The sequence below is a fragment of the Citrobacter pasteurii genome, from assembly GCF_019047765.1.
GTDB lineage: Bacteria > Pseudomonadota > Gammaproteobacteria > Enterobacterales > Enterobacteriaceae > Citrobacter > Citrobacter pasteurii.
The window spans coordinates 1,254,423-1,279,557 of the sequence record NZ_CP077262.1; the positions used below are offsets into that span (position 1 = coordinate 1,254,423).

The 25,135-nt window shown below is 52.4% G+C and carries 26 protein-coding genes; 16 read left to right on the forward strand and 10 right to left on the reverse strand.

Going from position 1 to position 25,135, the window contains the following annotated elements:
- The first annotated feature begins 96 nt into the window (after nucleotides 1-96).
- From I6L54_RS06145 to kduD, 3 genes are all read left to right on the forward strand, one after another.
- On the forward strand, nucleotides 97-1,275 hold the full coding sequence (locus tag I6L54_RS06145; RefSeq protein WP_005123390.1) for an acetyl-CoA C-acetyltransferase: 1,179 nt from the start codon (nucleotides 97-99) through the stop codon (nucleotides 1,273-1,275).
- Nucleotides 1,276-1,745: 470 nt separating this feature from the next.
- Nucleotides 1,746-2,582, forward strand: coding sequence for a 5-dehydro-4-deoxy-D-glucuronate isomerase (gene kduI, locus I6L54_RS06150; protein ID WP_005123391.1), 837 nt, complete (start codon nucleotides 1,746-1,748; stop codon nucleotides 2,580-2,582).
- Nucleotides 2,583-2,639: 57 nt separating this feature from the next.
- Nucleotides 2,640-3,401 carry a 2-dehydro-3-deoxy-D-gluconate 5-dehydrogenase KduD gene (kduD, locus tag I6L54_RS06155; protein ID WP_005123393.1) on the forward strand — a complete coding sequence of 254 codons (762 nt, stop codon included), beginning with the start codon at nucleotides 2,640-2,642 and terminating at the stop codon, nucleotides 3,399-3,401.
- A gap of 86 nt (nucleotides 3,402-3,487) precedes the next feature.
- Here kduD and I6L54_RS06160 read toward each other — a convergent pair whose 3' ends face one another.
- Nucleotides 3,488-3,634, reverse strand: coding sequence for a hypothetical protein (locus I6L54_RS06160; protein ID WP_156135321.1), 147 nt, complete (start codon nucleotides 3,632-3,634; stop codon nucleotides 3,488-3,490).
- Nucleotides 3,635-3,719: 85 nt separating this feature from the next.
- Between I6L54_RS06160 and araE the strand changes: the two genes are divergently transcribed.
- Nucleotides 3,720-5,138: an arabinose-proton symporter AraE gene (gene araE, locus I6L54_RS06165; protein ID WP_005123395.1), complete on the forward strand. Its 1,419-nt coding sequence runs from the start codon at nucleotides 3,720-3,722 to the stop codon at nucleotides 5,136-5,138.
- A 96-nt stretch (nucleotides 5,139-5,234) separates the two neighbouring features.
- Here the strand turns inward: araE and I6L54_RS06170 are convergent, their stop codons facing one another.
- Nucleotides 5,235-5,561, reverse strand: a complete 327-nt coding sequence (locus tag I6L54_RS06170; protein WP_005123396.1) for a cupin domain-containing protein — start codon at nucleotides 5,559-5,561, stop codon at nucleotides 5,235-5,237.
- Nucleotides 5,562-5,702: 141 nt separating this feature from the next.
- On the opposite strand from I6L54_RS06170, the gene I6L54_RS06175 reads away from it, so the two are divergent.
- Nucleotides 5,703-6,410 carry an aspartate/glutamate racemase gene (locus I6L54_RS06175; protein ID WP_005123397.1) on the forward strand — a complete coding sequence of 236 codons (708 nt, stop codon included), beginning with the start codon at nucleotides 5,703-5,705 and terminating at the stop codon, nucleotides 6,408-6,410.
- On the opposite strand, the gene I6L54_RS06180 is transcribed toward I6L54_RS06175, so the two are convergent.
- Nucleotides 6,382-7,317: a LysR family transcriptional regulator gene (locus I6L54_RS06180; protein WP_040232160.1), complete on the reverse strand. Its 936-nt coding sequence runs from the start codon at nucleotides 7,315-7,317 to the stop codon at nucleotides 6,382-6,384. The two genes, I6L54_RS06175 and I6L54_RS06180, sit on opposite strands and share 29 nt — an antisense overlap.
- A 117-nt stretch (nucleotides 7,318-7,434) precedes the next feature.
- Here I6L54_RS06180 and lysA point away from each other — a divergent pair, with 117 nt between their 5' ends.
- Entirely contained in the window at nucleotides 7,435-8,691 is a 1,257-nt protein-coding gene (gene lysA / locus I6L54_RS06185; protein WP_005123401.1) for a diaminopimelate decarboxylase, read from the forward strand.
- Nucleotides 8,692-8,791: 100 nt separating this feature from the next.
- Here lysA and I6L54_RS06190 read toward each other — a convergent pair whose 3' ends face one another.
- The 3 genes from I6L54_RS06190 to I6L54_RS24225 are packed head-to-tail and all read right to left on the reverse strand — an operon-like array spanning nucleotide 8,792 to nucleotide 11,250.
- Nucleotides 8,792-9,802, reverse strand: coding sequence for a LacI family DNA-binding transcriptional regulator (locus tag I6L54_RS06190; protein WP_040232162.1), 1,011 nt, complete (start codon nucleotides 9,800-9,802; stop codon nucleotides 8,792-8,794).
- A 13-nt stretch (nucleotides 9,803-9,815) separates the two neighbouring features.
- A complete protein-coding gene (galR, locus tag I6L54_RS06195; RefSeq protein ID WP_040232163.1) occupies nucleotides 9,816-10,844 on the reverse strand; it encodes an HTH-type transcriptional regulator GalR in 1,029 nt (342 codons plus the stop codon).
- Nucleotides 10,845-10,869: 25 nt separating this feature from the next.
- The gene (locus I6L54_RS24225; RefSeq protein WP_245163442.1) at nucleotides 10,870-11,250 is read right to left on the reverse strand and encodes a hypothetical protein; all 381 of its coding nucleotides are present in this window, start codon (nucleotides 11,248-11,250) and stop codon (nucleotides 10,870-10,872) included.
- A gap of 190 nt (nucleotides 11,251-11,440) precedes the next feature.
- Between I6L54_RS24225 and aas the strand changes: the two genes are divergently transcribed.
- Together aas and lplT are read left to right on the forward strand one after the other, a co-directional pair.
- A complete protein-coding gene (gene aas, locus I6L54_RS06205; RefSeq protein WP_040232164.1) occupies nucleotides 11,441-13,600 on the forward strand; it encodes a bifunctional acyl-ACP--phospholipid O-acyltransferase/long-chain-fatty-acid--ACP ligase in 2,160 nt (719 codons plus the stop codon).
- Nucleotides 13,593-14,786, forward strand: coding sequence for a lysophospholipid transporter LplT (gene lplT / locus I6L54_RS06210; RefSeq protein WP_040232166.1), 1,194 nt, complete (start codon nucleotides 13,593-13,595; stop codon nucleotides 14,784-14,786). Before aas ends, lplT begins: the two co-directional genes overlap by 8 nt.
- 91 nt (nucleotides 14,787-14,877) lie before the next feature.
- On the opposite strand, the gene I6L54_RS06215 is transcribed toward lplT, so the two are convergent.
- From I6L54_RS06215 to mutH, 4 genes are all read right to left on the reverse strand, one after another.
- On the reverse strand, nucleotides 14,878-15,918 hold the full coding sequence (locus I6L54_RS06215) for an NADP(H)-dependent aldo-keto reductase (protein WP_040232167.1): 1,041 nt from the start codon (nucleotides 15,916-15,918) through the stop codon (nucleotides 14,878-14,880).
- Nucleotides 15,919-16,025: 107 nt separating this feature from the next.
- On the reverse strand, nucleotides 16,026-16,244 hold the full coding sequence (gene ygdR, locus I6L54_RS06220; protein WP_005123410.1) for a lipoprotein YgdR: 219 nt from the start codon (nucleotides 16,242-16,244) through the stop codon (nucleotides 16,026-16,028).
- Between the two features lie 145 nt (nucleotides 16,245-16,389).
- On the reverse strand, nucleotides 16,390-17,103 hold the full coding sequence (locus I6L54_RS06225) for a TerC family protein (protein ID WP_040232169.1): 714 nt from the start codon (nucleotides 17,101-17,103) through the stop codon (nucleotides 16,390-16,392).
- A gap of 74 nt (nucleotides 17,104-17,177) precedes the next feature.
- Nucleotides 17,178-17,873, reverse strand: coding sequence for a DNA mismatch repair endonuclease MutH (gene mutH, locus I6L54_RS06230; RefSeq protein WP_005123413.1), 696 nt, complete (start codon nucleotides 17,871-17,873; stop codon nucleotides 17,178-17,180).
- Between the two features lie 684 nt (nucleotides 17,874-18,557).
- On the opposite strand from mutH, the gene rppH reads away from it, so the two are divergent.
- The 8 genes from rppH to I6L54_RS06270 all read left to right on the forward strand — a co-directional run bounded on the left by rppH (nucleotide 18,558) and on the right by I6L54_RS06270 (nucleotide 25,135).
- On the forward strand, nucleotides 18,558-19,088 hold the full coding sequence (rppH, locus tag I6L54_RS06235) for an RNA pyrophosphohydrolase (protein ID WP_003825602.1): 531 nt from the start codon (nucleotides 18,558-18,560) through the stop codon (nucleotides 19,086-19,088).
- Nucleotides 19,089-19,100: 12 nt separating this feature from the next.
- A complete protein-coding gene (gene ptsP, locus I6L54_RS06240) occupies nucleotides 19,101-21,347 on the forward strand; it encodes a phosphoenolpyruvate--protein phosphotransferase (protein WP_005123415.1) in 2,247 nt (748 codons plus the stop codon).
- A 190-nt stretch (nucleotides 21,348-21,537) separates the two neighbouring features.
- On the forward strand, nucleotides 21,538-22,413 hold the full coding sequence (gene lgt / locus I6L54_RS06245) for a prolipoprotein diacylglyceryl transferase (protein WP_005123417.1): 876 nt from the start codon (nucleotides 21,538-21,540) through the stop codon (nucleotides 22,411-22,413).
- A 6-nt stretch (nucleotides 22,414-22,419) separates the two neighbouring features.
- A complete protein-coding gene (gene thyA / locus I6L54_RS06250) occupies nucleotides 22,420-23,214 on the forward strand; it encodes a thymidylate synthase (protein WP_005123418.1) in 795 nt (264 codons plus the stop codon).
- Between the two features lie 184 nt (nucleotides 23,215-23,398).
- Nucleotides 23,399-23,869: a prepilin peptidase-dependent protein gene (locus tag I6L54_RS06255; RefSeq protein ID WP_040232170.1), complete on the forward strand. Its 471-nt coding sequence runs from the start codon at nucleotides 23,399-23,401 to the stop codon at nucleotides 23,867-23,869.
- On the forward strand, nucleotides 23,860-24,423 hold the full coding sequence (locus I6L54_RS06260) for a prepilin peptidase-dependent protein (protein WP_040232171.1): 564 nt from the start codon (nucleotides 23,860-23,862) through the stop codon (nucleotides 24,421-24,423). Before I6L54_RS06255 ends, I6L54_RS06260 begins: the two co-directional genes overlap by 10 nt.
- Nucleotides 24,420-24,827, forward strand: a complete 408-nt coding sequence (locus tag I6L54_RS06265) for a DUF2509 family protein (protein WP_040232173.1) — start codon at nucleotides 24,420-24,422, stop codon at nucleotides 24,825-24,827. The genes I6L54_RS06260 and I6L54_RS06265 overlap by 4 nt, the downstream gene beginning before the upstream one ends.
- On the forward strand, nucleotides 24,812-25,135 hold the full coding sequence (locus I6L54_RS06270; protein ID WP_005123424.1) for a prepilin-type N-terminal cleavage/methylation domain-containing protein: 324 nt from the start codon (nucleotides 24,812-24,814) through the stop codon (nucleotides 25,133-25,135). The genes I6L54_RS06265 and I6L54_RS06270 overlap by 16 nt, the downstream gene beginning before the upstream one ends.

A 25,135-nucleotide genomic window follows, 5' to 3' on the forward strand; every position in this document is an offset into this window, starting at 1 on the left:
TTTCCTTTGTGATAAAAATCACCGTTTTTAAACAACCTTGATAACTCTTTTTAACAATCATCTACTATTGCGGTGTTATTTTGCGCTGAGGTGGTGATGAAAGAGGTTGTGATAGTCGGGGCGTTAAGGACACCGATTGGCTGCTTCCAGGGGACACTGGCGCGCCACTCTGCCGTTGAATTAGGTAGTATGGTGGTCAGGGCGTTACTGGAACGCACGGGCGTGGACGTTCACGCTGTGGATGAAGTGATCCTCGGTCAGGTGCTTACCGCAGGTGCCGGGCAGAACCCGGCGCGTCAGTCCGCCATCAATGGTGGGTTGCCCAATACCGTTTCCGCTATCACCATTAACGATGTTTGCGGTTCGGGTCTGAAAGCGCTGCATCTGGCGACCCAGGCTATCCAGTGCGGCGAAGCTGACATTGTGATTGCGGGCGGGCAAGAGAATATGAGCCGCGCGCCGCATGTCCTCACCGACAGCCGCACCGGGGCGCAACTGGGTAACAGCCAACTGGTCGACAGCCTGGTGCATGATGGGCTGTGGGATGCTTTCAACGATTATCATATGGGCGTCACCGCAGAAAATCTGGCGCGGGAATATGGTATCAGCCGCGAATTACAGGACGCCTACGCGCTTCATTCGCAGCATAAAGCGCGGATGGCAATTGATGCCGGGCGCTTTAAAGATGAGATCGTGCCGGTGGTGACCCAGCGTAATGGGCAATCCTTTGTGGTGGATACCGACGAGCAGCCGCGCACCGATGCCAGCGCCGAAGGGCTGGCGCGCCTGGATCCTACCTTCGACAGACTTGGTTCGGTTACGGCGGGCAACGCGTCATCTATCAATGATGGTGCCGCCGCGGTGATGATGATGAGCGAAGCCAAAGCACAGGCGCTGAATTTACCCATACTGGCGCGCATTCGCGCCTTTGCCAGTGTCGGTGTTGACCCCGCGCTCATGGGGATTGCGCCAGTGTACGCGACGCGTCGCTGCCTTGAGCGCGTCGGCTGGCAACTGGCGGATGTCGATTTGATTGAAGCCAATGAAGCCTTCGCCGCGCAGGCATTATCCGTTGGGAAAATGCTGGAGTGGGATGAACGGCGGGTGAATGTGAACGGCGGAGCCATTGCGCTCGGTCACCCGATTGGCGCATCAGGCTGCCGGATTCTGGTTTCACTGGTGCATGAAATGGTGAAACGTCGGGCGCACAAAGGCCTGGCAACGCTGTGTATCGGCGGTGGCCAGGGTGTGGCACTCGCTATCGAACGAGATTAACGATCTTAGATTTACCGTCTTAAACGCCTTTCTAAGTGTTTTCGCTGCACCTGTAAAAAAGCCCTCCAGCAGGAGGGCAAGGCCAGTTACAGAAACATACACTCTAAACACCGTTAACTTATCAAAACATTGTTTCATTTCATGTGATTAACTGCGCACTTTGTTAGAAAAGGTGTCTTATCGGCCGATGATCTCGGCTGAATTTTTCATTTTTTATCCCCACCTCTAATGAATGAATCAATTTATCTTATTGTTATTAAATCATTTTATTTAAACACATTTCGCTATTTATACGCGCTGACGTGATCGCACTTACACTTTTGATAATAAGATGCGGAAAAAGTGAAACATCGTTTTAGTTATAATTGAAAACCCGTTCCGGGAGGGATATCATGAACGCATTAGGTAAAATGGAACGGCGTTTTGCTATCGCTCAAGAATTCACGGTCAATTTATCACTGGAGGTAAATGTGGACGTAAGACAAAGCATCCATAGTGCGCATGCTAAAACCCTGGATACCCAGGCGCTGCGTAATGAGTTTTTGGTAGAAGAAGTGTTTGTTGCTGACGAATACACCATGGTCTACAGCCACATTGACCGCATTATTGTTGGCGGCATTATGCCAGTGGGTAAAACCGTCTCTGTAGGTGGTGAAGTTGGCAAACAGCTGGGCGTAACCTACTTCCTCGAGCGTCGTGAGTTAGGCGTGATCAACATCGGTGGACCGGGCACGATTACTGTTGACGGCCAGTGCTATGAAATTGGTCATCGCGATGCGCTGTATGTCGGTAAAGGGGCCAAAGAAGTTGTTTTTGCAAGCATTGACCCAGCAAAACCCGCCAAGTTCTATTATAACTGCGCGCCGGCACACATGACTTATCCAACCAAAAAAGTGACCCCAGCCGACGTTGCGCCAGTGACGTTGGGTGATGATCTCACGAGTAATCGCCGTACCATCAACAAGTATTTTGTGCCGGACGTACTGGAAACCTGCCAACTGAGCATGGGCCTGACCGAACTGGCGCCGGGCAACCTGTGGAACACCATGCCGTGCCATACCCATGAACGCCGTATGGAAGTCTATTTCTACTTCAATATGGAAGAAGACACCTGTGTCTTCCACATGATGGGGCAACCTCAGGAAACGCGTCATATTGTGATGCACAATGAGCAGGCGGTAATTTCTCCGAGCTGGTCTATCCATTCTGGCGTTGGTACGAAAGCCTATACCTTCATTTGGGGTATGGTTGGCGAAAATCAGGTCTTTGATGATATGGACCACGTTGCAGTCAAAGATCTGCGCTAGTCGCGGGCGGCTACTCAGCCTGTCTGTGACGGGCATTATAAAAAATAAGGATTTACAATGATTTTGAATGCATTCTCTCTTGAAGGTAAAGTCGCCGTTGTGACGGGTTGTGACACCGGTTTGGGTCAGGGGATGGCGCTGGGTCTGGCGGAAGCAGGTTGTGATATCGTGGGTATCAACATTGTTGAGCCGACTGAAACCATCGAACGTGTTACCGCACTGGGCCGCCGTTTTTTAAGCCTGACCGCCGATCTGCGTCAAATTGATGGTATTCCGGCACTGCTGGAGCGTGCGGTCGCAGAATTCGGTCATATCGACATTCTGGTGAACAACGCCGGTCTTATCCGTCGTGAAGATGCGATCGACTTCAGCGAAAAAGACTGGGACGACGTAATGAACCTGAACATTAAGAGCGTGTTCTTCATGTCTCAGGCGGCGGCGAAGCACTTCATTGCCCAGGGTAACGGCGGTAAAATTATTAATATCGCCTCTATGCTCTCCTTCCAGGGCGGCATCCGTGTGCCGTCTTACACCGCGTCAAAAAGCGGCGTAATGGGCGTGACGCGTCTGATGGCCAACGAGTGGGCAAAACATAATATCAACGTGAATGCGATCGCCCCGGGTTACATGGCGACGAACAACACTCAACAGCTGCGTGCTGATGAACAGCGTAGCGCCGAAATCCTCGATCGTATCCCGGCGGGTCGTTGGGGGCTGCCGAGTGACCTGATGGGGCCTGTCGTGTTCCTGGCATCCAGCGCCTCTGACTACATCAACGGTTATACCGTAGCGGTAGACGGCGGCTGGCTGGCGCGTTAATCCGCCTTCCAGCACCGATAAACCCTGCCATCTGGCAGGGTTTTTTTTCATATTCGGATCATTAAAATCCATATTGTGGTTATAAATTATTCCATATTTATTTCCCTGTATATGGATTCTTTATTTTTAATATTCTTTAATATCATTGCTTTAAATTTAATTGAGTAATTAGCGGTAAATTTTAAAATTGGAATATCCATCACATAACGATGTGGTGCAGCAATTTTATCCATGTTTTTGCCGTTTCCCGCCTGACGCTTCCTGCAAGGGATCCCTTACTTTCATCGACATGGCTTACTCTGTATCTGGCAGGAAAAAATGGTCTCAATAAATAATGATGCTGCTTTAGCGCCGCGCACTGTGCGCGATACGCGACGTATGAATATGTTTGTTTCGATCTCTGCGGCTGTCGCAGGGTTGTTATTTGGCCTCGATATCGGCGTAATTGCCGGCGCGTTGCCTTTTATCACCGATCACTTTGTATTGACCAGCCGTCTGCAGGAGTGGGTGGTGAGCAGTATGATGCTTGGCGCGGCGATTGGTGCGCTGTTTAACGGCTGGTTGTCATTCCGACTGGGACGCAAATACAGCCTGATGGCCGGGGCGATCCTGTTTGTCGTCGGTTCCCTGGGGTCGGCATTTGCTTCCAGCGTGGAAATGCTCATTTTTGCCCGCGTGGTACTGGGCGTTGCCGTAGGTATCGCCTCCTACACTGCGCCACTCTATTTGTCTGAAATGGCCAGTGAGAATGTGCGTGGCAAGATGATCAGTATGTATCAACTGATGGTTACGTTGGGCATTGTGCTGGCCTTTTTATCCGATACCGCGTTTAGCTACAGCGGTAACTGGCGCGCTATGCTGGGTGTATTGGCGCTCCCGGCGGTGTTGCTGATTGTTCTGGTCGTTTTCTTACCTAACAGCCCGCGCTGGCTGGCGGAGAAAGGCCGCCACATCGAAGCCGAAGAAGTATTACGTATGCTGCGTGATACGTCAGAAAAAGCCCGCGATGAGCTGAATGAAATTCGTGAAAGCCTGAAGCTGAAGCAGGGCGGTTGGGCGTTGTTTAAAATTAACCGTAACGTACGGCGCGCGGTTTTCCTCGGGATGTTGTTGCAGGCAATGCAGCAGTTCACCGGGATGAACATCATTATGTATTACGCGCCGCGCATTTTTAAAATGGCCGGTTTTACCACCACAGAGCAGCAGATGATTGCCACACTGGTGGTCGGTTTAACGTTTATGTTTGCGACTTTTATCGCTGTCTTTACAGTAGATAAAGCCGGGCGTAAACCGGCGCTGAAAATTGGTTTCAGCGTGATGGCCATTGGGACGCTGGTGCTCGGCTATTGCCTGATGCAGTTTGATAACGGCACCGCATCCAGTGGACTTTCCTGGCTGTCAGTCGGCATGACCATGATGTGTATTGCAGGCTATGCGATGAGCGCCGCGCCGGTGGTGTGGATCCTGTGTTCGGAAATTCAGCCGCTGAAATGCCGTGATTTTGGTATTACCTGCTCCACCACCACCAACTGGGTGTCGAACATGATCATTGGTGCAACGTTCCTGACGCTGCTCGATAGTATTGGCGCCGCGGGTACGTTCTGGCTTTATACCGCACTGAACGTCGTATTTATTGGTATTACCTTCTGGCTTATTCCTGAAACCAAAAACGTTACGCTTGAGCATATCGAACGTAAGCTGATGGCTGGCGAGAAGTTAAGAGATATTGGGGTGTAAATAGTGAGACGCAGTGTCGGATGACGTCTTGTGCAGGCCGGGTAAGCGTAAGCGATACCCGGCATTTTTGTATAACAAGGTTTGAGAATAGAGAGATTACGCCTGCAGGAAGTCTTCGCGCACCGGGGTGAAGGTATCGAGCAATGTCCCCGGCTGTAAACAGACGCAGCCGTGCATGATATTGGGTTGCTTGTACAGGGTGTCACCTGCATGGACGACATGCTTTTCTTCCCCAATCGTAAATTCAAACTCACCCGATAAAACGTACGTGAGTTGTTCATGCGGATGGTTGTGCATTGGGCCAACTGCGCCCTGCTCGAAATTAACTTCCACGGCCATCATTTTGCCATCGTGAGCCAGAATACGCCGGGTAACGCCGTTACCCAGATCTTCAAGCGCGGTTTCTTTATGAAAAATAAACATTCGGTATTCCCGCAGTAAAATGAAACATTATTTCATTAAATTTATATCAGAAAATGAAAAAAGGAAATGTGCGCCGACAGATGTGGAAAGTTGATCACATCTTTGGTTCACTGGGAGGACAACCACGAATAAGGGCAAATGATGAAAACGATCGGTCTGTTAGGCGGAATGAGCTGGGAATCCACTATTCCCTATTATCGTCTGATTAATGAAGGGGTTAAGCAGAGTCTGGGCGGTCTGCATTCTGCGAAAATTCTGCTGCATAGCGTCGATTTCCATGAGATTGAAGCGTGTCAGTCGAACGGTGACTGGCCGCGGGCAGGGGAGATCCTGGCGCAGGCGGCGGTGGGGCTACAGCAAGCGGGGGCTGAGGGAATTGTGCTGTGTACCAACACCATGCATAAAGTGGCCGAGGCCATTGAAACGGCCTGCGATGTCCCGTTTTTGCACATTGCCGATGCAACAGGACGAGCCATACAACAGCAGAAGATGAGTAACGTCGCGCTGTTGGGCACGCGTTACACCATGGAACAGGATTTCTATCGTGGGCGTTTACAGACGGAATTTGGCATTAGCACGCTAATCCCTGATGCTGACGACCGACAGAAAATAAACCAGATTATTTTCGAGGAACTGTGCCTTGGTGAATTTAGCGAAACATCCCGTGATTATTACCTGAGCGTGATTGAGCAACTGGCCCGTCAGGGGGCACAAGGAGTGATCTTCGGCTGCACCGAAATTGGCCTGCTGGTTCCCACTGAAATGAGCCCGTTGCCGGTCTTCGATACCGCGGCGATCCATGCGCAGGATGCCGTGACGTTTATGCTTTCACCTGAGACTGCAAAATAGCCTCCAGCGGGTCGGTAAGCCGGTGGAGATGGGACTGTAGATGTGCTGTAAAAGTATCAACCAGCGCGGATGCCGGGCGATGCAGTGGATGAATCAGGCTGACGGTAAAAGGCACCGAAACACTAAAACGCCGGATTACAATCCCGCTGCCTGCGTAATCCAGGGCGGTCAGCGGGTTTACTACTGAGATCCCCACGCCGGCACGTACCATCGCACAAATTGATGCGGCACTGTGCGTTTCTATGACCATTCGGCGCTTGACCTGATGATCATTAAACAGGGTATCCAGCAACTGGCGATAGCTGTCGGTGCGCGACAGGCTGATATAGTTTTCCCCCTGAAAATCCTGCGGTGTTAATACTGCTTTCCCGGTCAGCGGATGTCCCTGCGGCAGCACGCAAACTTCATCCAGCGACAGTAATTCAGTGCGTTTAGTCCCGGCGGGGGTATGCAGGGTCTCAGTTAACCCGAGATCGTGACGTTGTGCTGATAGCCACTCTTCCAGCAGCGGCGACTCCTGCGGCACAATCTGAATGTTAACCTGCGGGTAGCGGGTGAGGAAGGGTTGCAGCAACGGCGGTAAAAAGGACTGTGAGAACACTGGCAGGCAGACAATCGACAGCTCGCCCTGACGAAATTCACGCAGGCTTTCGGCGGCGCTGACGATCCGGTCCAGGCCATACCAGGATCGCTGCACCTCTTCAAACAGGCGTAGCCCTTGCACTGTAGGATGCAGCCGGCCTCGCGTACGTTCGAACAGTGTTAACCCCAGAACTTTTTCAAATCTTGCCAGCTCGCGACTGACGGTAGGCTGCGACGTGTGCAGCATCCGTGCGGCTTCCGTCAGGTTGCCTGCTGTCATAATGGCGTGAAAAATTTCAATGTGGCGCAAGTTAACGGCGGGCATTGGCGATCCTCAAATAAACATCCCATATCATTTTTGCATAGACTCGCGATAAAACGATATTTTTTATTCTCTTCGTGCTGTGGCGTAATCATAAAAAAGCCAATACCGGAGCACACCATGCCACGTCCACTCAACAGCACTGATACTGACCTGACCGCAGATAACCTACTGCGTCTGCCCGCCGAATTCGGCTGTCCGGTATGGGTTTACGATGCACAGATTATCCGCGCGCAGATAGCCAAACTGAGTCAGTTTGATGTGGTGCGTTTTGCCCAAAAGGCCTGCTCGAATATTCATATTTTGCGTCTGATGCGTGAGCAGGGCGTGAAGGTGGATTCCGTCTCGCTGGGTGAGATTGAACGTGCGCTGGCGGCAGGTTTTGTGCCGGAGAATGATGAGATCGTCTTTACCGCCGATATGATTGACCAGGCGACGCTGGCCCGGGTGCATGAGCTACGTATTCCAGTAAACGCCGGGTCGGTTGATATGCTGGAACAACTGGGCCAGGTTTCGCCAGGGCATCGTGTATGGCTGCGCGTCAACCCGGGTTTTGGTCACGGGCATAGCCAGAAAACCAATACCGGCGGCGAGAACAGCAAGCACGGTATCTGGTATAGCGACCTTCCGGCGGCGCTGGAGGTGATTCAGCGTTATCAACTGAAACTGGTGGGCATTCACATGCATATCGGCTCCGGTGTGGACTACGGCCATCTGGAGCAAGTGTGTGGCGCGATGGTGCGTCAGGTTGTTGAATTAGGTCAGGATCTGGAAGCTATATCTGCGGGTGGAGGTTTGTCGATCCCGTATCGCGAAGGAGAAGAGGCGATCAACACCGATCACTACGTTGGTTTGTGGAGCGCGGCACGCGATCAAATAGCCAAACATCTGGGGCATCCGGTGAAGCTTGAGATTGAGCCAGGACGTTTTCTGGTGGCGGAAGCGGGTGTGCTGGTGGCGCAGGTGCGCAGTGTGAAAGAGATGGGCAGTCGCCACTTCGTGTTGATCGACGCTGGCTTTAACGATCTGATGCGGCCAGCAATGTACGGCAGCTATCACCATATCTCCGCATTGGCCGGGGATGGCCGCTCGCTGGATAATGCGGCGCAGATTGAGACGGTGGTTGCCGGTCCACTGTGCGAATCGGGCGATGTTTTTACCCAACAGGAAGGCGGTAAAGTCGAAACCCGTCTATTACCTGCGGTAGTGCCGGGAGATTACCTGGTATTGCATGATACCGGTGCGTATGGCGCGTCGATGTCGTCGAACTACAATAGCCGCCCGCTGTTACCGGAAGTGCTGTTTGATAACGGCGTGGCGCGACTGATTCGTCGTCGTCAGACCATTGAAGAGCTGTTAGCGCTGGAGCTTATCTGATTGCATGCCGGATGGTGCTACGCTTATCCGGCCTACGAAATTAACGGTGGGGTCTTTAGGCCGGATAAGGCGAAGCCGCCATCCGGCATCTGATTAAGAATTACTTATAATACGGCCCTGTTGTCACCGATTCCCGCAACACCAGGGTGCCCGTAAACGGCGGAATGGGTTCTACGTCTTCGTCATTAGCCAGACGAATAGCCTGATCGATTGCCGTGGTTATCATGGTATCGATCGGCAGATAGACGGTAGAGAGTCCTGGCTCCAGCCATTTGGCGCTGGGCGCATCATCAAAACCAAACAACGAAACATCTTCGGGGATCTTTAGTCCAGCCTGATGTAATGCTTTCGATGCACCTAACGCCATATCATCGTTACAGGCGAACAGCGCGCTGAATATCACCCCTTCATCCAATAGTTCACGACAGGCTTCATAGCCTCTGGTCATCGTTGAATCACCGTATTTGACCCTGGCGGGTTCCCAGGGAATACCGTTTTTTTCCAGCGCTTTACGATATCCCATCAACCGGGATTTACCGGTTGGCGTATGGCCGGGTACGGTGATGCAGGCAATATCACGATGTCCTTGCGAGATGAGGTAATCGACTGCCTGAAACGCCGCGTCTTCCTGTTCAAAGAAAATCGCGCGGTCGCGGGCCTGGCTGACGTCGCGGTTAATGACCAGCAAGGGCATATCAATGCGGGTCATCAGCGACATAATCGCCTTTTCGCTCATGTAGCGAGTGTAGAGAATAATGGCGCCGCACTGTCGGTCGGCCAACATTTGAACGGCTTCCTGCTCTCGCTCTGGTGTGTCATGACCGTCGGTGACAATCAGCTGTTTGCCGTGAGACTCCGTCTGGCGCGATGCCTGTTGCAGCAAACGACCAAAGTAGAATCCATCAAATGTAGATACCACCAGACCAATGCTGTTGCTGGTGCGGTTTGCCAGTGAGCGCGCTAAAAAATTGGGCCGATAATCGAGTGCCTGCATGGCGTTGAAGACTTTCTGGCGCGTGCTTTCTTTTACCTGCCCCGTACCATTAAGTACGCGTGAAACGGTCGCTTTCGATACGCCAGCATGTCGTGAAACGTCTAACATCGTTGTCATGACGCAATCCTGATTAATCGTTTGACGAAGAATTTCCCGGCTCAGTCAGCGCCGAAACGGAATGCCGGCGTACCAGCGTTGGGTTAAAGACGTGAGTGATTTCCGGGACCGGGCGTTTTTCGGCCAGCGCCAGCGCCAGTTCGGCGGCCTGGGTTGCCATCGTCACGATAGGGTAGCGTACCGTCGTCAGCCGTGGACGCACGTAGCGTGAAACCAGTACATCATCAAAACCAATCAGCGAGATTTCGCCCGGTACATCAATGCCATTATCGTTTAACACACCCATAGCGCCCGCCGCCATTGAGTCGTTATAGCAGGCGATAGCCGTGAAGTTTTTGCCGCGACCAAGCAGCTCAGTCATTGCCTGCTCGCCGCCGCTTTCATCGGGCTCGCCAAACGTGACCAGTCGATCGTTTACCGGAATATTGCTTTCCGCCAGCGCGTCGTAATAGCCTTGCAAACGATCTTCCGCATCTGAAATGCTGTGGTTGGAACACAGATAACCGATGCGCGTATGGCCCTGCTGAATGAGGTGGCGGGTCGCCAGCCATGCGCCGAAACGGTCATCAAGGGCAACGCAGCGTTGTTCGAATCCTGGCAGAATTCGGTTAATTAATACCATGCCGGGGATTTGCTTCATTAGTGATGCCAGCTCAGCATCCGGGATGATTTTTGCGTGGACAACAAGGGCTGCGCAGCGGTGGCGAATGAGCTGTTCAATCGCCTGTCGTTCCTTCTGTTCGTTATGGTAGCCGTTGCCAATCAGTAAAAAATTACCGGTGTTATAGGCCACCTGCTCGACAGCTTTAACCATTGCCCCAAAGAATGGATCGGACACATCACCAACGACCAGACCGATGGTCTCTGTGGATTGTTGTGCCAGCGCACGCGCATTGGCGTTGGGGTGGTAGCTGAGAGATTCCATTGCACTCGTTACAGCCAGACGCGATGCGTCGCTGGCTTTGGGGGAGTCATTGATCACTCGAGAAACGGTGGCGACTGATACACCAGCTAGTCGGGCTACATCCTTTATGGTCGCCATGATAGTACCTGTTGTGGGTAAACGCTTACATCCCGCCAGTGTTACGGAAAACGGCTGCCTGTTCAAGCAGATTGCCCGTCAGGACGTCGCAAATGTGAGCGGACACGAGCGAAGTAAGACAGAAAATAGAAAATGAAAACCTTTGCTTACACTTTGCGATGTGCTGTTGCGATTGTTCGCTGGTGAGGTGAGAGAGCGGATTGATAGAGTTGAGATCCCAGAGGTATTGATAGGTGAAATCAACTTTCGGGTTGATCACAAAATTTACACCAGCCTGCGCAGATGCGCAGGTTTTTTTTGCGTCCAGCGTATCTGTAACAGTAACCGATAATTTACACAACTCGTTGCACTTGGGTTCATTCCTTTGCGTTTTCCAACTGGCGGAACGGCGCGGTGACGACCACAATCAAGATCCCAGAGGTATTGATTGGTGAGATTATTCGGTACGCACTTCGTACCTGTCTCTTGCACCGACCTGCGCGGATGCGCAGGTTTTTTTTCGGACTCTATTTACCCGTTATCTGTCGCGCCCCTTCTCCAACTCGTATACTCTCCCACCATTGATGGTTATATAATTAATGGCACAGGGAGTTGAGATGCTATTTGGCTTTTTTCGAAATCTGTTTCGCGTGCTGTTTCGTGTTCGCGTTACGGGCGATGTCAGCGCGCTACGGGGAGAACGCGTCTTAATCACGCCCAACCATGTCTCATTTATCGATGGTATCCTGCTGGCGCTCTTTTTACCGATTCGCCCTGTGTTTGCCGTTTACACCTCTATTAGTCAGCAATGGTATATGCGCTGGCTAACCCCGCTGATTGATTTCGTGCCGTTAGACCCAACCAAACCGATGTCGATTAAGCATCTGGTTCGTCTGGTCGAACAGGGGCGCCCGGTGGTTATTTTCCCGGAAGGACGTATTTCTACCACCGGTTCACTGATGAAAATCTACGACGGTGCCGGGTTCGTTGCCGCAAAATCAAAGGCGACGGTGGTGCCTGTGCGTATAGAAGGTGCAGAACTGACCCATTTCAGCCGTCTGAAAGGTTTGGTTAAACAGCGCTTCTTTCCGCAAATCAGACTCCATATTCTACCGCCAACGGTATTGCCGATGCCGGAAGCGCCGCGCGCGCGCGAACGCCGCAAAATCGCCGGTGAAATGTTGCACCAGATTATGATGGAAGCGCGTATGGCGGTACGCCCGCGTGAAACGTTATACGAGTCTCTGCTGGCGGCAAAATATCGGTTTGGCGCAGGCAAAAACTGCATTGAAGATATTAATTTCACTCCGGACAGCTATCGCAAACTGCTGACGAAAACGCTGTTTGTCGCGCGTATTCTGGAAAAATACAGCACCGAGGGTGAAAGAATCGGCCTGATGCTGCCAAATGCGGGAATCAGCGCGGCGGTTATTTTTGGCGCCATTGCGCGTCGACGCATTCCGGCCATGATGAATTACACCGCGGGCGTGAAGGGATTGACCAGCGCCATTACTGCCTCTGAAATCAAAACGATCTTCACTTCCCGGCAGTTTCTCGATAAAGGCAAACTCTGGCATTTACCGGAACAACTTACTCAAGTGCGCTGGGTGTATCTGGAGGACTTGAAGGCCGATGTGACCTTTGGCGATAAGCTGTGGATTTTTTCACATCTGCTGGCTCCACACCTGGCACAGGTGAAGCAGCAGCCGGAAGAGGCTGCGGTGATCCTCTTTACCTCGGGATCAGAAGGCCACCCGAAAGGTGTCGTACACAGCCATAAGAGCATTCTGGCGAACGTCGAGCAGATTAAGACGATTGCCGATTTCACCGCCGATGACCGCTTTATGTCGGCGCTGCCGCTGTTCCACTCTTTTGGCCTGACGGTAGGATTGTTCACGCCATTACTGACCGGTGCTGAAGTGTTTTTGTACCCCAGTCCGCTGCATTACCGCATTGTGCCGGAGCTGGTCTACGACAGGAACTGCACCGTGTTGTTTGGTACGTCAACGTTCCTCGGCAACTACGCGCGGTTTGCTCATCCGTACGATTTCCACCGTCTGCGCTATGTGGTAGCGGGAGCGGAAAAACTGCAGGACAGCACGAAACAGTTGTGGCAGGAGAAATTTGGCCTGCGCGTCCTTGAAGGCTATGGCGTGACGGAATGTGCGCCGGTGGTGTCTATCAACGTACCGATGGCGGCGAAATCGGGAACGGTAGGGCGCATTCTGCCTGGTATGGATGCCCGACTGTTGGCGGTGCCTGGTATTGAAGATGGCGGGCGTTTACAGTTGAAAGGCCCTAATATTATGAGCGGCTATCTGCGCGTCGAAAAACCTGGTGTACTGGAAGTCCCAACCGCAGAAAATGCGCAGGGTCAGATAGAACACGGCTGGTACGACACCGGTGATGTTGTACGCTTTGATGAAAATGGCTTTGTACAGATTCAGGGACGTGCCAAGCGCTTTGCCAAAATTGCCGGTGAGATGGTGTCACTGGAGATGGTTGAACAGCTGGCGCTGGCGGTATCTGCTGAAAAAATGCATGCCACGGCTATCAAGAGCGATGCCAATAAAGGGGAAGCGCTGGTGCTGTTTACTACCGACGGCGAGCTGACCCGTGAAAAATTACTCCAGTATGCGCGCATCCACGGCATTCCAGAGCTTGCCGTACCGCGTGATATCCGCCACCTGAAACAACTCCCTCTGCTCGGCAGCGGTAAGCCAGATTTTGTGACACTGAAAAACTGGGTCGATGAACCGGAAAAACAACATGCGTGAGTCAGTACACACTAGCACTTCAATCTGGTCAAAAGGGATGATGTCCGTTATCGCCGCGCAGTTTTTGTCAGCGTTTGGCGATAACGCGTTGTTGTTTGCTACCCTGGCTTTGCTCAAGGCGCAGTTCTACCCGGACTGGAGCCAGCCAATCCTGCAAATGGTGTTTGTGGGTGCTTACATTCTATTTGCTCCTTTTGTCGGGCAGGTCGCGGATAGCTTTGCGAAAGGCAGAGTGATGATGTTCGCCAACGGTCTCAAGCTACTGGGGGCGGCGAGTATCTGTTTTGGCGTTAACCCATTTCTGGGGTATACGCTGGTGGGTATTGGTGCAGCGGCTTATTCTCCGGCCAAGTATGGCATCCTGGGTGAGTTGACGACCGGCGATAAACTGGTGAAAGCGAATGGCCTGATGGAGGCGTCAACCATTGCCGCTATCTTGTTGGGTTCTGTTGCTGGTGGTGTGCTGGCCGACTGGCATGTCATTGCTGCGCTTTCCGCCTGCGCCCTGGCTTATGCTGGTGCCGTGGTGGCTAACCTGTATATCCCGAAACTGGCTGCGGCTCGCCCCGGTCAGTCGTGGCATCTGGGCAAAATGACGCGCAGTTTTTTCTGTGCCGCCTCCTCACTGTGGCGCAACGGTGAAACGCGTTTCTCATTGGTCGGAACCAGCCTTTTCTGGGGCGCGGGTGTTACGCTGCGTTTTCTGCTGGTGCTGTGGGTTCCGGTGGCGCTCGGCATCACCGATAACGCCACGCCGACCTACCTTAATGCCATGGTCGCGATCGGGATTGTTGTCGGCGCGGGGGCGGCTGCGAAACTGGTGACGCTGGAAACCGTGTCGCGCTGTATGCCTGCGGGGATACTGATCGGCATCGTGGTGCTGATTTTCTCTCTTCAACATTCGCTGCTTCCGGCCTACGTGTTGCTGCTGCTTATCGGCGTGTGTGGTGGGTTCTTTGTTGTGCCGCTAAATGCGTTACTGCAGGAGCGGGGCAAGAAAAGCGTCGGCGCGGGCAATGCGATTGCGGTGCAAAACCTGGCCGAAAACAGTGCGATGTTGCTGATGCTGGGTATTTACTCACTGGCGGTGCTGGTGGGGATCCCGGCGGTCGCAATTGGTATTGGGTTTGGGGCGCTGTTTGCGCTGGCGATTGCGGCGCTGTGGATTTGGCAGCGCCGCCGGTAACATTGCCGGATGGCGACGCAAGCGTCTTATCCGGCCTACAGGACGAACAATTTGTAGGCCTGATAAACGCTGCGTCATCAGGCACTAAAAATTATGGTGCAGGATAGGTATACACCTGATGCACCGCTTCAATCTCTGCAAGTACTTCTTCACTCAACTCCAGATACAGGCTTTCAACGTTGGTTTTTAGCTGCTCCATCGTCGTGGCGCCCAGCAGGGTGCTGGCGACAAACGGCTGACGACGCACGAATGCCAGCGCCATCTGCGCAGGATCGAGGTTATGGCGTTTGGCGATATCCACATAGGCTGCGACGGCTTTTTGCGTTTGCTCGCCGCTGTAGCGCGTGAAGCGGCTAAACAACGTATTGCGTGCGCCGGCAGGTTTCGCACCGTTCAGGTATTTACCGGTTAAGGTGCCAAAACCAAGGCACGAGTAGGCCAGTAGCTCAACGCCTTCATACTGGCTCACTTCGGCCAGTCCAACTTCAAAGCTGCGGTTTAGCAGGCTGTACGGGTTCTGGATGGTGGCGATACGCGGCAGGTCATGTTTGTCTGCCAGGTGCAGGTAACGCATTACACCAAACGCCGTTTCGTTGGAAACACCGATGTAACGAATCTTACCTGCACGCTGAAACTCTGCCAGCGCGTCCAGCGTATCCAGCAGGGAAACGACCGGCGCGGAATCCGCCCAGCTATATCCCAGCTTACCAAAGCAGTTTGTCGGACGCTGCGGCCAGTGGACCTGATAGAGATCGAGATAATCGGTCTGCAGTCTTTTCAGACTGTCGTGCAGTGCTTCACGGATGTTTTTACGATCCAGCGCCTGATTCGGTCGAATACCGCTGTCATTGTTACGCGCCGGGCCGCTAACTTTAGAGGCAACGATCAGTTTTTCGCGGCTGCCGTGTTTGGCGAGCCAGTTGCCCACGTAAGTTTCGGTGAGTCCCTGGGTTTCTGGACGCGGCGGTACCGGATACATCTCGGCAACGTCGATTAAATTTATGCCTTGTGCAACGGCATAGTCGAGCTGTGCATGTGCGTCGGCTTCGCTGTTTTGTTCACCAAACGTCATTGTGCCCAGCCCCAGTGTACTGACTTCCAGCGAGCTGTGGGGTATACGGTGATATTGCATAGCCGTTTCCTTTTTATAATCACGACATAAGGATTATAAAAATGGCTGAGGGAAGGGAAAAAGGGAAGCAAAATTGTTAAGGCCAGCAGCGTGGCTGACCTTAACCATCAACGCTCAATGATTTGAGAGACTTCGTCGCGGTTAATTTGCATCGCATTGCCTTGCTGATCGTGGTAACTCACCAGACCGGTATCATCGTCAATTTCTGGTTTACCATCGGTCAGGATCATTCGCCCATCTTTTGTTGCCATCACATAATCGCTGCTGCATCCGGAAACGGCAAAAGCCAGCCCGACGGCGGAAATTAAAACTGCCCATTTTTTCATCTGCTTATCCTCAATGGCCTGCGTCTGACACTAGTTTAGTAATAACGCGAAGTTGTGCAGGGCGAAAGCAGTAAAATCTTAATCTGTGAGAGAAGGAAGGTGCGCGGGGAGTATTCGCTCCCCATGCGGGGAGCGAGAGTGTCAGTCAGAGCGGATTTTTTTTATTGCGCCACAGGTTCAGGGTCTCTACAGCGATAGAGAAGAACATAGCGAAGTAAATGTATCCTTTCGGCACATGGACATCGAAGCTTTCCAGGATTAGCGTGAAGCCAACCAGTATCAGGAAAGAGAGCGCCAGCATTTTTACCGAAGGGTGACGATCAACAAACTCACCGATTGGGCGGGCTGCAAACATCATTACGCCCACGGCAATCACGACGGCTGCCATCATAATAAACAGATGATCGGACAAGCCTACTGCGGTGATTACAGAGTCCAGACTGAAGATAATATCCAACAGCATGATCTGCACAATCGCGCCCAGGAAAGAAGAGACGCGGGTTTTCAGCCCTTCCTCTTCACCCTCAATGGACTCGTGGATCTCTTTACTCGCTTTCCAGATCAGGAACAATCCGCCGAGCAGAAGGATCAGATCGCGCGCTGAAATCGCCTCGCCAAACAGTTCGAATAACGGGTTCGTGAGCCGCGTTACCCATGCGATGGATGCCAGCAGCGCCAGACGCATCACCATCGCTGCCGCCAGCCCGATTCGTCGGGCATGATTGCGTTGTGCTGTTGGGAGTTTTGCTACAACCAGAGAAAGGAAAATAATATTGTCGATCCCGAGAACGATCTCCAGCAGCGTCAGCGTACCGAGCGCCAGCCAGGCGTTAGGATCGGTTATCCATGCAAATAACATCGAACAAAGTCCTGCCAAAAAAAAGAAGCGGTAATTATAGGCGCGTAACGCGACGGGCGAAAGGTCAGGGTGTGTTATTGAGCCTGGAATAGAAAATGCCGTTCCAGCAATGCGCGGGTGAAGTTCTTTTTCAGGTAAAAACCGCGGGGCAGGGTGAGGATGGGTTCGCCATGAGCGCCAATGGCCTCGGTAAGCGCCCGGGCGTTGGCGGCTTTTGGGCGTAGTTGTAAAACTTCACCATGACGGGCGGTGATACGTTCGACGTGGCCTAACACTATCATGTCCATCAACTCTTCCCAGTCCAGACGTAACTGTCGATCTTCCTCTTCATTCGGACTCCACAGTAGTGGAGAGCCAACGCGCCGTTCAGCCACAGGGATGCTGCGTTCACCTTCTACGGGTATCCACAACACGCGTTTAAGCTTGTGTCGAACATGGCTGGTTTCCCAGGTCACGCCAGTATTGCCGGTTAACGGTGCTACGCAGACAAAGGTCGTTTCCAACGGTTTGCCAAGGCTATCTACAGGGATCGTTTTTAACTCCACGCCCAGCGCGGCAAAATCCTGCTCCGGTTTACTGCCCGCACTGGCCCCAAGCCAAATTTCCAGCAGCACGCCAATCCAACCTTTGTCCCGCTTCAGATCCTTTGGCGTGGCGAGTCCTGCCATCGCCGCCAGTTCTCCCAGCGTGTAGCCCGAAAGTTGCCGTGCCTGGTGCAGCAACTGGGCTTCGGATTCTGGAGGAGAAAGCAATGGATGGAGTTCTGGCATCAGGGTTACCCTTGGGTTAAAAAACGAGCAATGATTTTACACCGTGTGGACAGAGTTTATCTTTTTCCACATATTTTATCCAATTGCATGATTTATAGTGGTTTTTATATTTTGATGTAGAGGGTTGCGCAACAGAAAGCCGGGTTTTCCAATTCTGGTCACTGACAATGAACAGGATCTTACACCATGTTATCCACAGAAAGATGGGATAACTGTGAAAAACCCCCACTACTGTTTCAATTTACAGCCTTGACGTGCGACGAAAATCGAATTTTCACACAAATTGTGCCTAACTTATTGGCATAATCTGTGGATAAAACCAACGCTGGTCGATCTTTCATCAGCTCGAAGATCGTATGCGTGATGTGCATCACACTTCTGCAGGTTTAGCTACAGTTATTACTTTTAACTTAATGAATATATAAGACTATTTTTGGATTGTGACGGATGTCTTATTCAGACTGTTCCGGGTTTTCCCATAGTAATTCCGTACTTCTTCACAACTATATCCACAGAAAAGGTGAATAAAATCGCCTATGTAGCGTATCTTCTGTTTATAACTCGGCCCTTTGCTGTGAGTTATTCAATTGTTATTAGAATATCGCGCTCTTAACAGAGTGGTTTACCGCCCCTCTGGAGTGTGAAACAATCGTTTGTATATAAGGTTTATGTTGAGGTAGTCCGGTGATTGATGACGATGGCTACCGCCCGAATGTAGGGATAGTAATTTGTAACCGCCAGGGGCAGGTCATGTGGGCCCGGCGATTTGGTCAGCACTCCTGGCAATTCCCGCAAGGCGGGATAAATGCAGGAGAGACAGCAGAGCAGGCGATGTACCGGGAACTCTTTGAAGAAGTAGGTCTGAGCCGTAAAGATGTGCGGATCCTTGCTTCTACTCGTAACTGGTTGCGTTACAAGTTACCGAAACGTTTGGTGCGTTGGGACACAAAGCCGGTTTGTATCGGCCAGAAACAAAAATGGTTTCTTCTGCAGTTGGTCAGCAGCGATGCTGAAATCAATATGCAAACCAGCAGTACACCTGAGTTCGACGGCTGGCGCTGGGTGAGTTACTGGTATCCGGTTCGACAGGTGGTGTCATTTAAACGCGATGTCTATCGCAGGGTGATGAAAGAATTCGCAAGTGTTGTGATGGCGCTTCAGGAGAGCACTCCTAAGCCGCAAAGCGCACCTGCGTACAGACGTAAAAGAGGTTAAGCTACGCAAATTATGCTCACCCGCCTGCGCGAAATAGTCGAAAAGGTGGCCAGTGCTCCACGTCTCAATGAGGCGTTGAATATTCTGGTTACTGACATCTGTCTTGCGATGGATACAGAGGTCTGCTCGGTCTACCTGGCCGATCACGACCGACGCTGTTATTACCTCATGGCGACCCGAGGACTGAAAAAACCACGCGGTCGCACTGTTGCACTGGCGTTTGATGAAGGGATCGTTGGCCTGGTTGGCAGGCTGGCGGAACCTATCAACCTTGCCGATGCGCAAAAACACCCCAGCTTTAAATATATTCCTTCGGTGAAAGAAGAACGCTTTCGTGCGTTCTTAGGCGTACCGATCATCCAGCGACGCCAGTTATTAGGCGTCCTGGTGGTACAGCAACGTGAGTTGCGCCAGTACGACGAAAGCGAAGAATCATTTCTGGTCACGCTTGCCACACAAATGGCCGCTATTCTGTCTCAGTCGCAGTTAACCGCGCTATTTGGGCAATACCGGCAAACGCGTATCCGCGCATTGCCTGCAGCACCCGGTGTGGCGATCGCGGAAGGCTGGCAGGATGCCACGCTGCCGCTGATGGAGCAGGTGTATCAGGCTTCAACGTTGGATCCGGTGCTTGAGCGTGAACGTCTGACTGGCGCACTGGAAGAAGCCGCGAATGAATTTCGCCGCTATAGTAAGCGTTTTGCTGCCGGGGCACAGAAAGAGACAGCGGCAATTTTTGATCTCTATTCGCACCTGCTCTCCGATACCCGTTTGCGCCGCGAGTTATTTGCGGAAGTGGATAATGGTTCGGTGGCCGAGTGGGCCGTTAAAACGATTATCGAAAAGTTTGCCGAACAGTTCGCCGCGCTGAGCGATAACTATCTCAAAGAGCGAGCCGGGGATTTGCGCGCGCTGGGCCAGCGTCTGCTGTTCCATCTTGATGACGCGATCCAGGGACCGAACGCCTGGCCGGAACGTTTCGTTCTGGTGGCGGATGAGCTGTCTGCCACTACGCTGGCGGAACTTCCCCAGGACCGGTTGGTAGGGGTTGTCGTCAGGGATGGTGCCGCCAACTCTCACGCGGCGATTATGGTCCGTGCGCTGGGGATCCCGACCGTAATGGGGGCTGATATCCAGCCGTCTGTGTTGCACCGCCGCACGTTGGTGGTGGATGGCTATCGTGGCGAACTGTTGGTCGATCCGGAACCGGTATTGATCCAGGAATACCAGCGTCTTATCAGTGAAGAAGTTGAACTGAGCCGCCTGGCGGAAGATGACGTCAACCAGCCAGCACAGTTAAAAAGCGGCGAGCGCGTGAAGGTGATGCTCAACGCGGGGCTAAGCCCGGAACATGAAGAGAAGCTGGGTAGCCGAATTGACGGTATCGGGCTGTATCGTACTGAAATCCCGTTCATGCTGCAAAGCGGCTTTCCATCTGAAGAAGAGCAGGTTGCGCAGTATCAGGGAATGCTGCAGATGTTTAACGATAAGCCCGTAACTCTGCGTACGCTGGATGTCGGGGCCGATAAACAACTGCCGTACATGCCCATCAGCGAAGAAAACCCGTGCCTTGGCTGGCGGGGGATCCGTATAACGCTCGATCAACCGGAGATCTTTTTGATCCAGGTTCGCGCCATGCTGCGCGCGAATGCGGCAACCGGAAACCTGAGCATTTTACTGCCGATGGTGACCAGTATTGATGAAGTGGATGAAGCGCGACGCCTGATAGAACGTGCCGGACGCGAAGTGGAAGAGATGATCGGCTACGAGATCCCAAAACCACGCATTGGCATCATGCTGGAAGTCCCGTCGATGGTGTTTATGCTGCCGCATTTAGCAAACAGGATCGATTTTATCTCGGTTGGGACCAACGATCTCACCCAGTACATTCTGGCTGTCGATCGTAACAATACGCGGGTAGCCAGCATTTATGACAGCCTGCATCCGGGGATGTTACGCGCACTGGCGATGATTGCACAGGAAGCCGAAAGAAGCGGCATCGATTTGCGCTTGTGCGGTGAAATGGCGGGCGACCCGATGTGCGTGGCCATTCTAATTGGCCTGGGCTTTCGCCATTTATCAATGAACGGTCGTTCAGTGGCTCGCGTTAAATATCTACTGCGCCACATCGATTTTGATGAGGCGCAAACGCTGGCTCAGCGCAGCCTGGAAGCGCAGATGGCGACAGAAGTACGCCATCAGGTGGCGGCCTTTATGGAGCGCCGTGGCATGGGAGGATTGATTCGCGGAGGATTGTAGGCCTGATAAGCGTAGCGCCATCAGGCAATACGGTGAGTAAAGATTACCTATACAGATCTTTTACATCTTCCCGGCATCCGCTGCGATCCCCTTGTGCTATCATTCGCACCTTTGGAGCGCCTGCATTATGCTGGCGCGCTTATCAATTGCTGTCTGACTTCAGCGAAATAACAAGAACTTGTGGTGACAGATGACCAGTAGCTATCTGCATTTTCCGGATTTCGATCCGGTCATTTTCTCAATTGGACCCGTCGCGCTTCACTGGTACGGCATGATGTACCTGGTGGGGTTTATTTTCGCGATGTGGCTGGCGACGCGCCGGGCTAATCGCCCGGGCAGTGGCTGGACCAAAAACGAAGTCGAAAACTTACTTTATGCAGGCTTCCTCGGGGTCTTCCTCGGCGGGCGTATTGGCTACGTGCTGTTCTATAACTTCCCGCTGTTCCTTGATAACCCGCTATATCTGTTCCGCGTCTGGGATGGGGGCATGTCCTTCCATGGCGGGCTTATTGGGGTGATTCTGGTGATGATTATCTTCGCCAAACGCACCAAGCGTACATTCTTCCAGGTCTCTGATTTTATTGCTCCACTGATTCCGTTTGGTTTGGGCGCAGGCCGCCTGGGTAACTTTATTAACGGTGAACTGTGGGGGCGCGTCGACCCGAACTTCAAGTATGCCATGTTGTTCCCTGGCTCCCGCACTGAAGATATTTTATTGCTGCAAACTAATCCGCAATGGCAGTCTATTTTTGATACCTATGGCTCGTTGCCGCGCCATGCCTCACAGCTTTATGAGATGGCGCTGGAAGGGGTTGTGCTGTTTATCATTCTTAACCTGTACATTCGCAAACCTCGTCCGATGGGCTCGGTTTCCGGTCTGTTCCTGATTGGCTATGGCGCGTTTCGTATTATCGTCGAATTCTTCCGCCAGCCGGATGCGCAGTTTACCGGCACATGGGTCCAGTACATCAGCATGGGACAGATCCTGTCTATCCCGATGATTGTCGCAGGTATTATTATGATGGTCTGGGCGTACCGTCGCAGCCCGCAGCAACACGTTTCCTGAGGAACCATGAAACAGTATTTAGAACTGATGCAAAAAGTGCTGGATGAAGGCACACAGAAAAACGACCGCACCGGAACCGGAACGCTTTCCATTTTTGGTCATCAGATGCGTTTTAATCTGCAGGAAGGGTTTCCGCTGGTTACGACTAAACGCTGCCATTTACGCTCGATCATCCATGAGCTGTTGTGGTTTTTGCAGGGCGACACCAACGTTGCCTACCTGCATGAAAACAATGTCTCAATCTGGGATGAATGGGCTGACGAGAACGGTAATTTAGGTCCGGTTTACGGCAAACAGTGGCGTGCATGGCCAACACCGGATGGCCGCCATATTGACCAGATCACGACAGTGCTGAACCAGTTGAAAAACGACCCGGATTCTCGTCGTATTATCGTTTCCGCGTGGAACGTAGGCGAACTGGATAAGATGGCGTTGGCGCCGTGTCATGCGTTCTTCCAGTTCTACGTGGCGGATGGCAAACTCTCTTGTCAACTGTATCAGCGTTCATGCGATGTATTCCTCGGTCTGCCGTTCAACATCGCCAGCTACGCCTTACTGGTTCACATGATGGCGCAGCAGTGCGATCTTGAAGTCGGTGATTTTGTCTGGACAGGCGGTGACACGCACCTGTACAGCAACCATATGGATCAAACACATCTGCAGCTTAGCCGCGAGCCACGCGCGCTGCCGAAGCTGGTTATCAAGCGTAAACCAGATTCAATTTTCGACTATCGTTTCGACGACTTCGAAATTGAGGGTTACGATCCGCACCCAGGCATTAAAGCACCGGTCGCTATTTGATCGAGACTAATCCTGTCACAACCGGCGCCTTACGCGTCGGTTTTTTTTTGCCTTACATTCCATTCTGCGGCGTTGATTCCTGAAATTTTGCAACGTGATGCAATGCGCTAAATATTCTCCGTAGCTTGCCGAAGAAGCTGAATTTCCCCCTCGTTATTAATTTCTCTCACGCCATACTGGCGACATGAAAAAACAACAAGGCTACACGCTTCTCGAAACCCTGATTGCAATGCTGATTGTCGCGGCGCTTGGCGCATCGGGGTTATACGGTTGGCAGCGCTGGCAACAACAGCAGCGGTTATGGCAAACAGCCAGCCAGGTGCGGGATTACCTGCTGCAATTGCGCGAAGATGCTAACTGGCGTAATCGTGATCACGTCATCAACGTGCTCCGCGAAGGAGGAACATGGTGTCTGGCAAGCTCAGCGACGTCACAAACTTCGTGTCAGCCGGTTTCACCGTTGATTTTTACGCCGCTCTGGGCTGATGTCGAGATGGTAGAGATAACACCGTCACTGGCTTTTTTTGGCTTACGTAATACCGCATGGGCCGGGCATATCTACCTGAAGAATGCTGCAGGTGAATGGCGTGTGGTGGTGTCTGGTTGGGGACGAATCAGGCTTTGCGAACGCAGTGAGGCGGATCAATGTCGGTAAGTGAACGTGGCTTTTCACTGCTTGAGGTGCTTATCGCTATGGTGATAAGCAGTATTTTACTCCTCAGCGCTGCGCGATTTTTACCTGCGCTGCAGCGAGAGATTTTGCATAACACTCGTCAGCTGGTGCTTGAAGATGAGCTCTGGCAGCGGATCTATACCGTGGCGAAGCATCTCCAACGGGCTGGCTATTGTCGGGGAAACTGTATCGGAGAAGGGCTGATGATATCAGCCGCGGGAGACTGTGTGATTGTACGCTGGGATGCCAACAGCAACGGTGTCTGGGACGATATTCCGGCGAAGGAGGCCGATGTCGTTGGGTTTCGTGTTCAAGATAAGGTGCTGGAAACCTTGCGTGGCGCAACAACCTGCGTGGGAAAAGGTTGGGATAAAATGACCGATCCGGATTCTATTCAGATTGAGGTATTTCAGGTGGAGCGCCTGAATATCAGCGGATTTGCGCCTGTGCTTTCGTTGCACCTGCGCGGGAGAAGCAACGCCGAGCCTCAAAAGGTCATTGAGGCATTCTATGACGTCACAGGATTCAACCTGTGAACAGTGAGAGAGGTGTTTCATCGCTTGCAATGGTGCTTTTACTCCTGGTACTCGGCAGTCTGTTGCTGCAAGGCGTGAGCCGACAGGAGGCGAGTTTTGCGTCGCGGGTGGCAACGGAAAGCCAGTCGCTACAACATCAGGCAGTGGTGCAATCCGCCATGGAATGGGCACGTATGCAGCCCTGGAGCTTGCAGATGGCAACGCAGTGTCGACGCTATTCCACGCAGGGTGCGACGGTCTGCCTGCGTGTGCTCGACGACGATCTTGTGCTGCTTATTGCGCAATATGAAGGTATATCACTATGGCGTCAGGGGATGATTATCGAGGGTACTATCGAATTCTCAGCGCATGGCTGGAGCGATTTCTGCCCGTTAAAGGTGCTGGAGCTATGTCTGATACCCTGAACAGACAGCGTGGTTTTAGCTTGCCGGAAGTGATGCTGGCAATGGTGCTGATGATTATGATCGTGACCGCGCTTTCGGGATATCAGCGGGCGCTGATGAAGAGCTTTTTAGTCAGAAGCCAGTACCAACAATTGTGGCATCACGCCTGGCAGCAAACACAGTTGCGTATGTATTCACCACCTTTGAACTGGCAAATTAACCGAATGCAGACAACGGTAGCGGGATGTGTCAGCATCAATGTTAAAATTACTTCCCCTCTGGGCAGGCAGGGTCAGATGACACGACTGCACTGCCCAAATCGTCAGTAG

What these genes read in the sequence shown, in the direction of transcription:
- I6L54_RS06145 (WP_005123390.1), top strand. Translation starts at nt 97, where the DNA reads ATGAAAGAGGTTGTGATAGTCGGGGCGTTAAGGACACCGATTGGCTGC.
- kduD (WP_005123393.1), top strand. Translation starts at nt 2,640, where the DNA reads ATGATTTTGAATGCATTCTCTCTTGAAGGTAAAGTCGCCGTTGTGACG.
- I6L54_RS06160 (WP_156135321.1), bottom strand. Translation starts at nt 3,634, where the DNA reads ATGGATAAAATTGCTGCACCACATCGTTATGTGATGGATATTCCAATT.
- araE (WP_005123395.1), top strand. Translation starts at nt 3,720, where the DNA reads ATGGTCTCAATAAATAATGATGCTGCTTTAGCGCCGCGCACTGTGCGC.
- I6L54_RS06170 (WP_005123396.1), bottom strand. Translation starts at nt 5,561, where the DNA reads ATGTTTATTTTTCATAAAGAAACCGCGCTTGAAGATCTGGGTAACGGC.
- I6L54_RS06175 (WP_005123397.1), top strand. Translation starts at nt 5,703, where the DNA reads ATGAAAACGATCGGTCTGTTAGGCGGAATGAGCTGGGAATCCACTATT.
- I6L54_RS06180 (WP_040232160.1), bottom strand. Translation starts at nt 7,317, where the DNA reads ATGCCCGCCGTTAACTTGCGCCACATTGAAATTTTTCACGCCATTATG.
- lysA (WP_005123401.1), top strand. Translation starts at nt 7,435, where the DNA reads ATGCCACGTCCACTCAACAGCACTGATACTGACCTGACCGCAGATAAC.
- I6L54_RS06190 (WP_040232162.1), bottom strand. Translation starts at nt 9,802, where the DNA reads ATGACAACGATGTTAGACGTTTCACGACATGCTGGCGTATCGAAAGCG.
- galR (WP_040232163.1), bottom strand. Translation starts at nt 10,844, where the DNA reads ATGGCGACCATAAAGGATGTAGCCCGACTAGCTGGTGTATCAGTCGCC.
- aas (WP_040232164.1), top strand. Translation starts at nt 11,441, where the DNA reads ATGCTATTTGGCTTTTTTCGAAATCTGTTTCGCGTGCTGTTTCGTGTT.
- lplT (WP_040232166.1), top strand. Translation starts at nt 13,593, where the DNA reads ATGCGTGAGTCAGTACACACTAGCACTTCAATCTGGTCAAAAGGGATG.
- I6L54_RS06215 (WP_040232167.1), bottom strand. Translation starts at nt 15,918, where the DNA reads ATGCAATATCACCGTATACCCCACAGCTCGCTGGAAGTCAGTACACTG.
- ygdR (WP_005123410.1), bottom strand. Translation starts at nt 16,244, where the DNA reads ATGAAAAAATGGGCAGTTTTAATTTCCGCCGTCGGGCTGGCTTTTGCC.
- I6L54_RS06225 (WP_040232169.1), bottom strand. Translation starts at nt 17,103, where the DNA reads ATGTTATTTGCATGGATAACCGATCCTAACGCCTGGCTGGCGCTCGGT.
- mutH (WP_005123413.1), bottom strand. Translation starts at nt 17,873, where the DNA reads ATGCCAGAACTCCATCCATTGCTTTCTCCTCCAGAATCCGAAGCCCAG.
- ptsP (WP_005123415.1), top strand. Translation starts at nt 19,101, where the DNA reads ATGCTCACCCGCCTGCGCGAAATAGTCGAAAAGGTGGCCAGTGCTCCA.
- lgt (WP_005123417.1), top strand. Translation starts at nt 21,538, where the DNA reads ATGACCAGTAGCTATCTGCATTTTCCGGATTTCGATCCGGTCATTTTC.
- thyA (WP_005123418.1), top strand. Translation starts at nt 22,420, where the DNA reads ATGAAACAGTATTTAGAACTGATGCAAAAAGTGCTGGATGAAGGCACA.
- I6L54_RS06255 (WP_040232170.1), top strand. Translation starts at nt 23,399, where the DNA reads ATGAAAAAACAACAAGGCTACACGCTTCTCGAAACCCTGATTGCAATG.
- I6L54_RS06260 (WP_040232171.1), top strand. Translation starts at nt 23,860, where the DNA reads ATGTCGGTAAGTGAACGTGGCTTTTCACTGCTTGAGGTGCTTATCGCT.
- I6L54_RS06270 (WP_005123424.1), top strand. Translation starts at nt 24,812, where the DNA reads ATGTCTGATACCCTGAACAGACAGCGTGGTTTTAGCTTGCCGGAAGTG.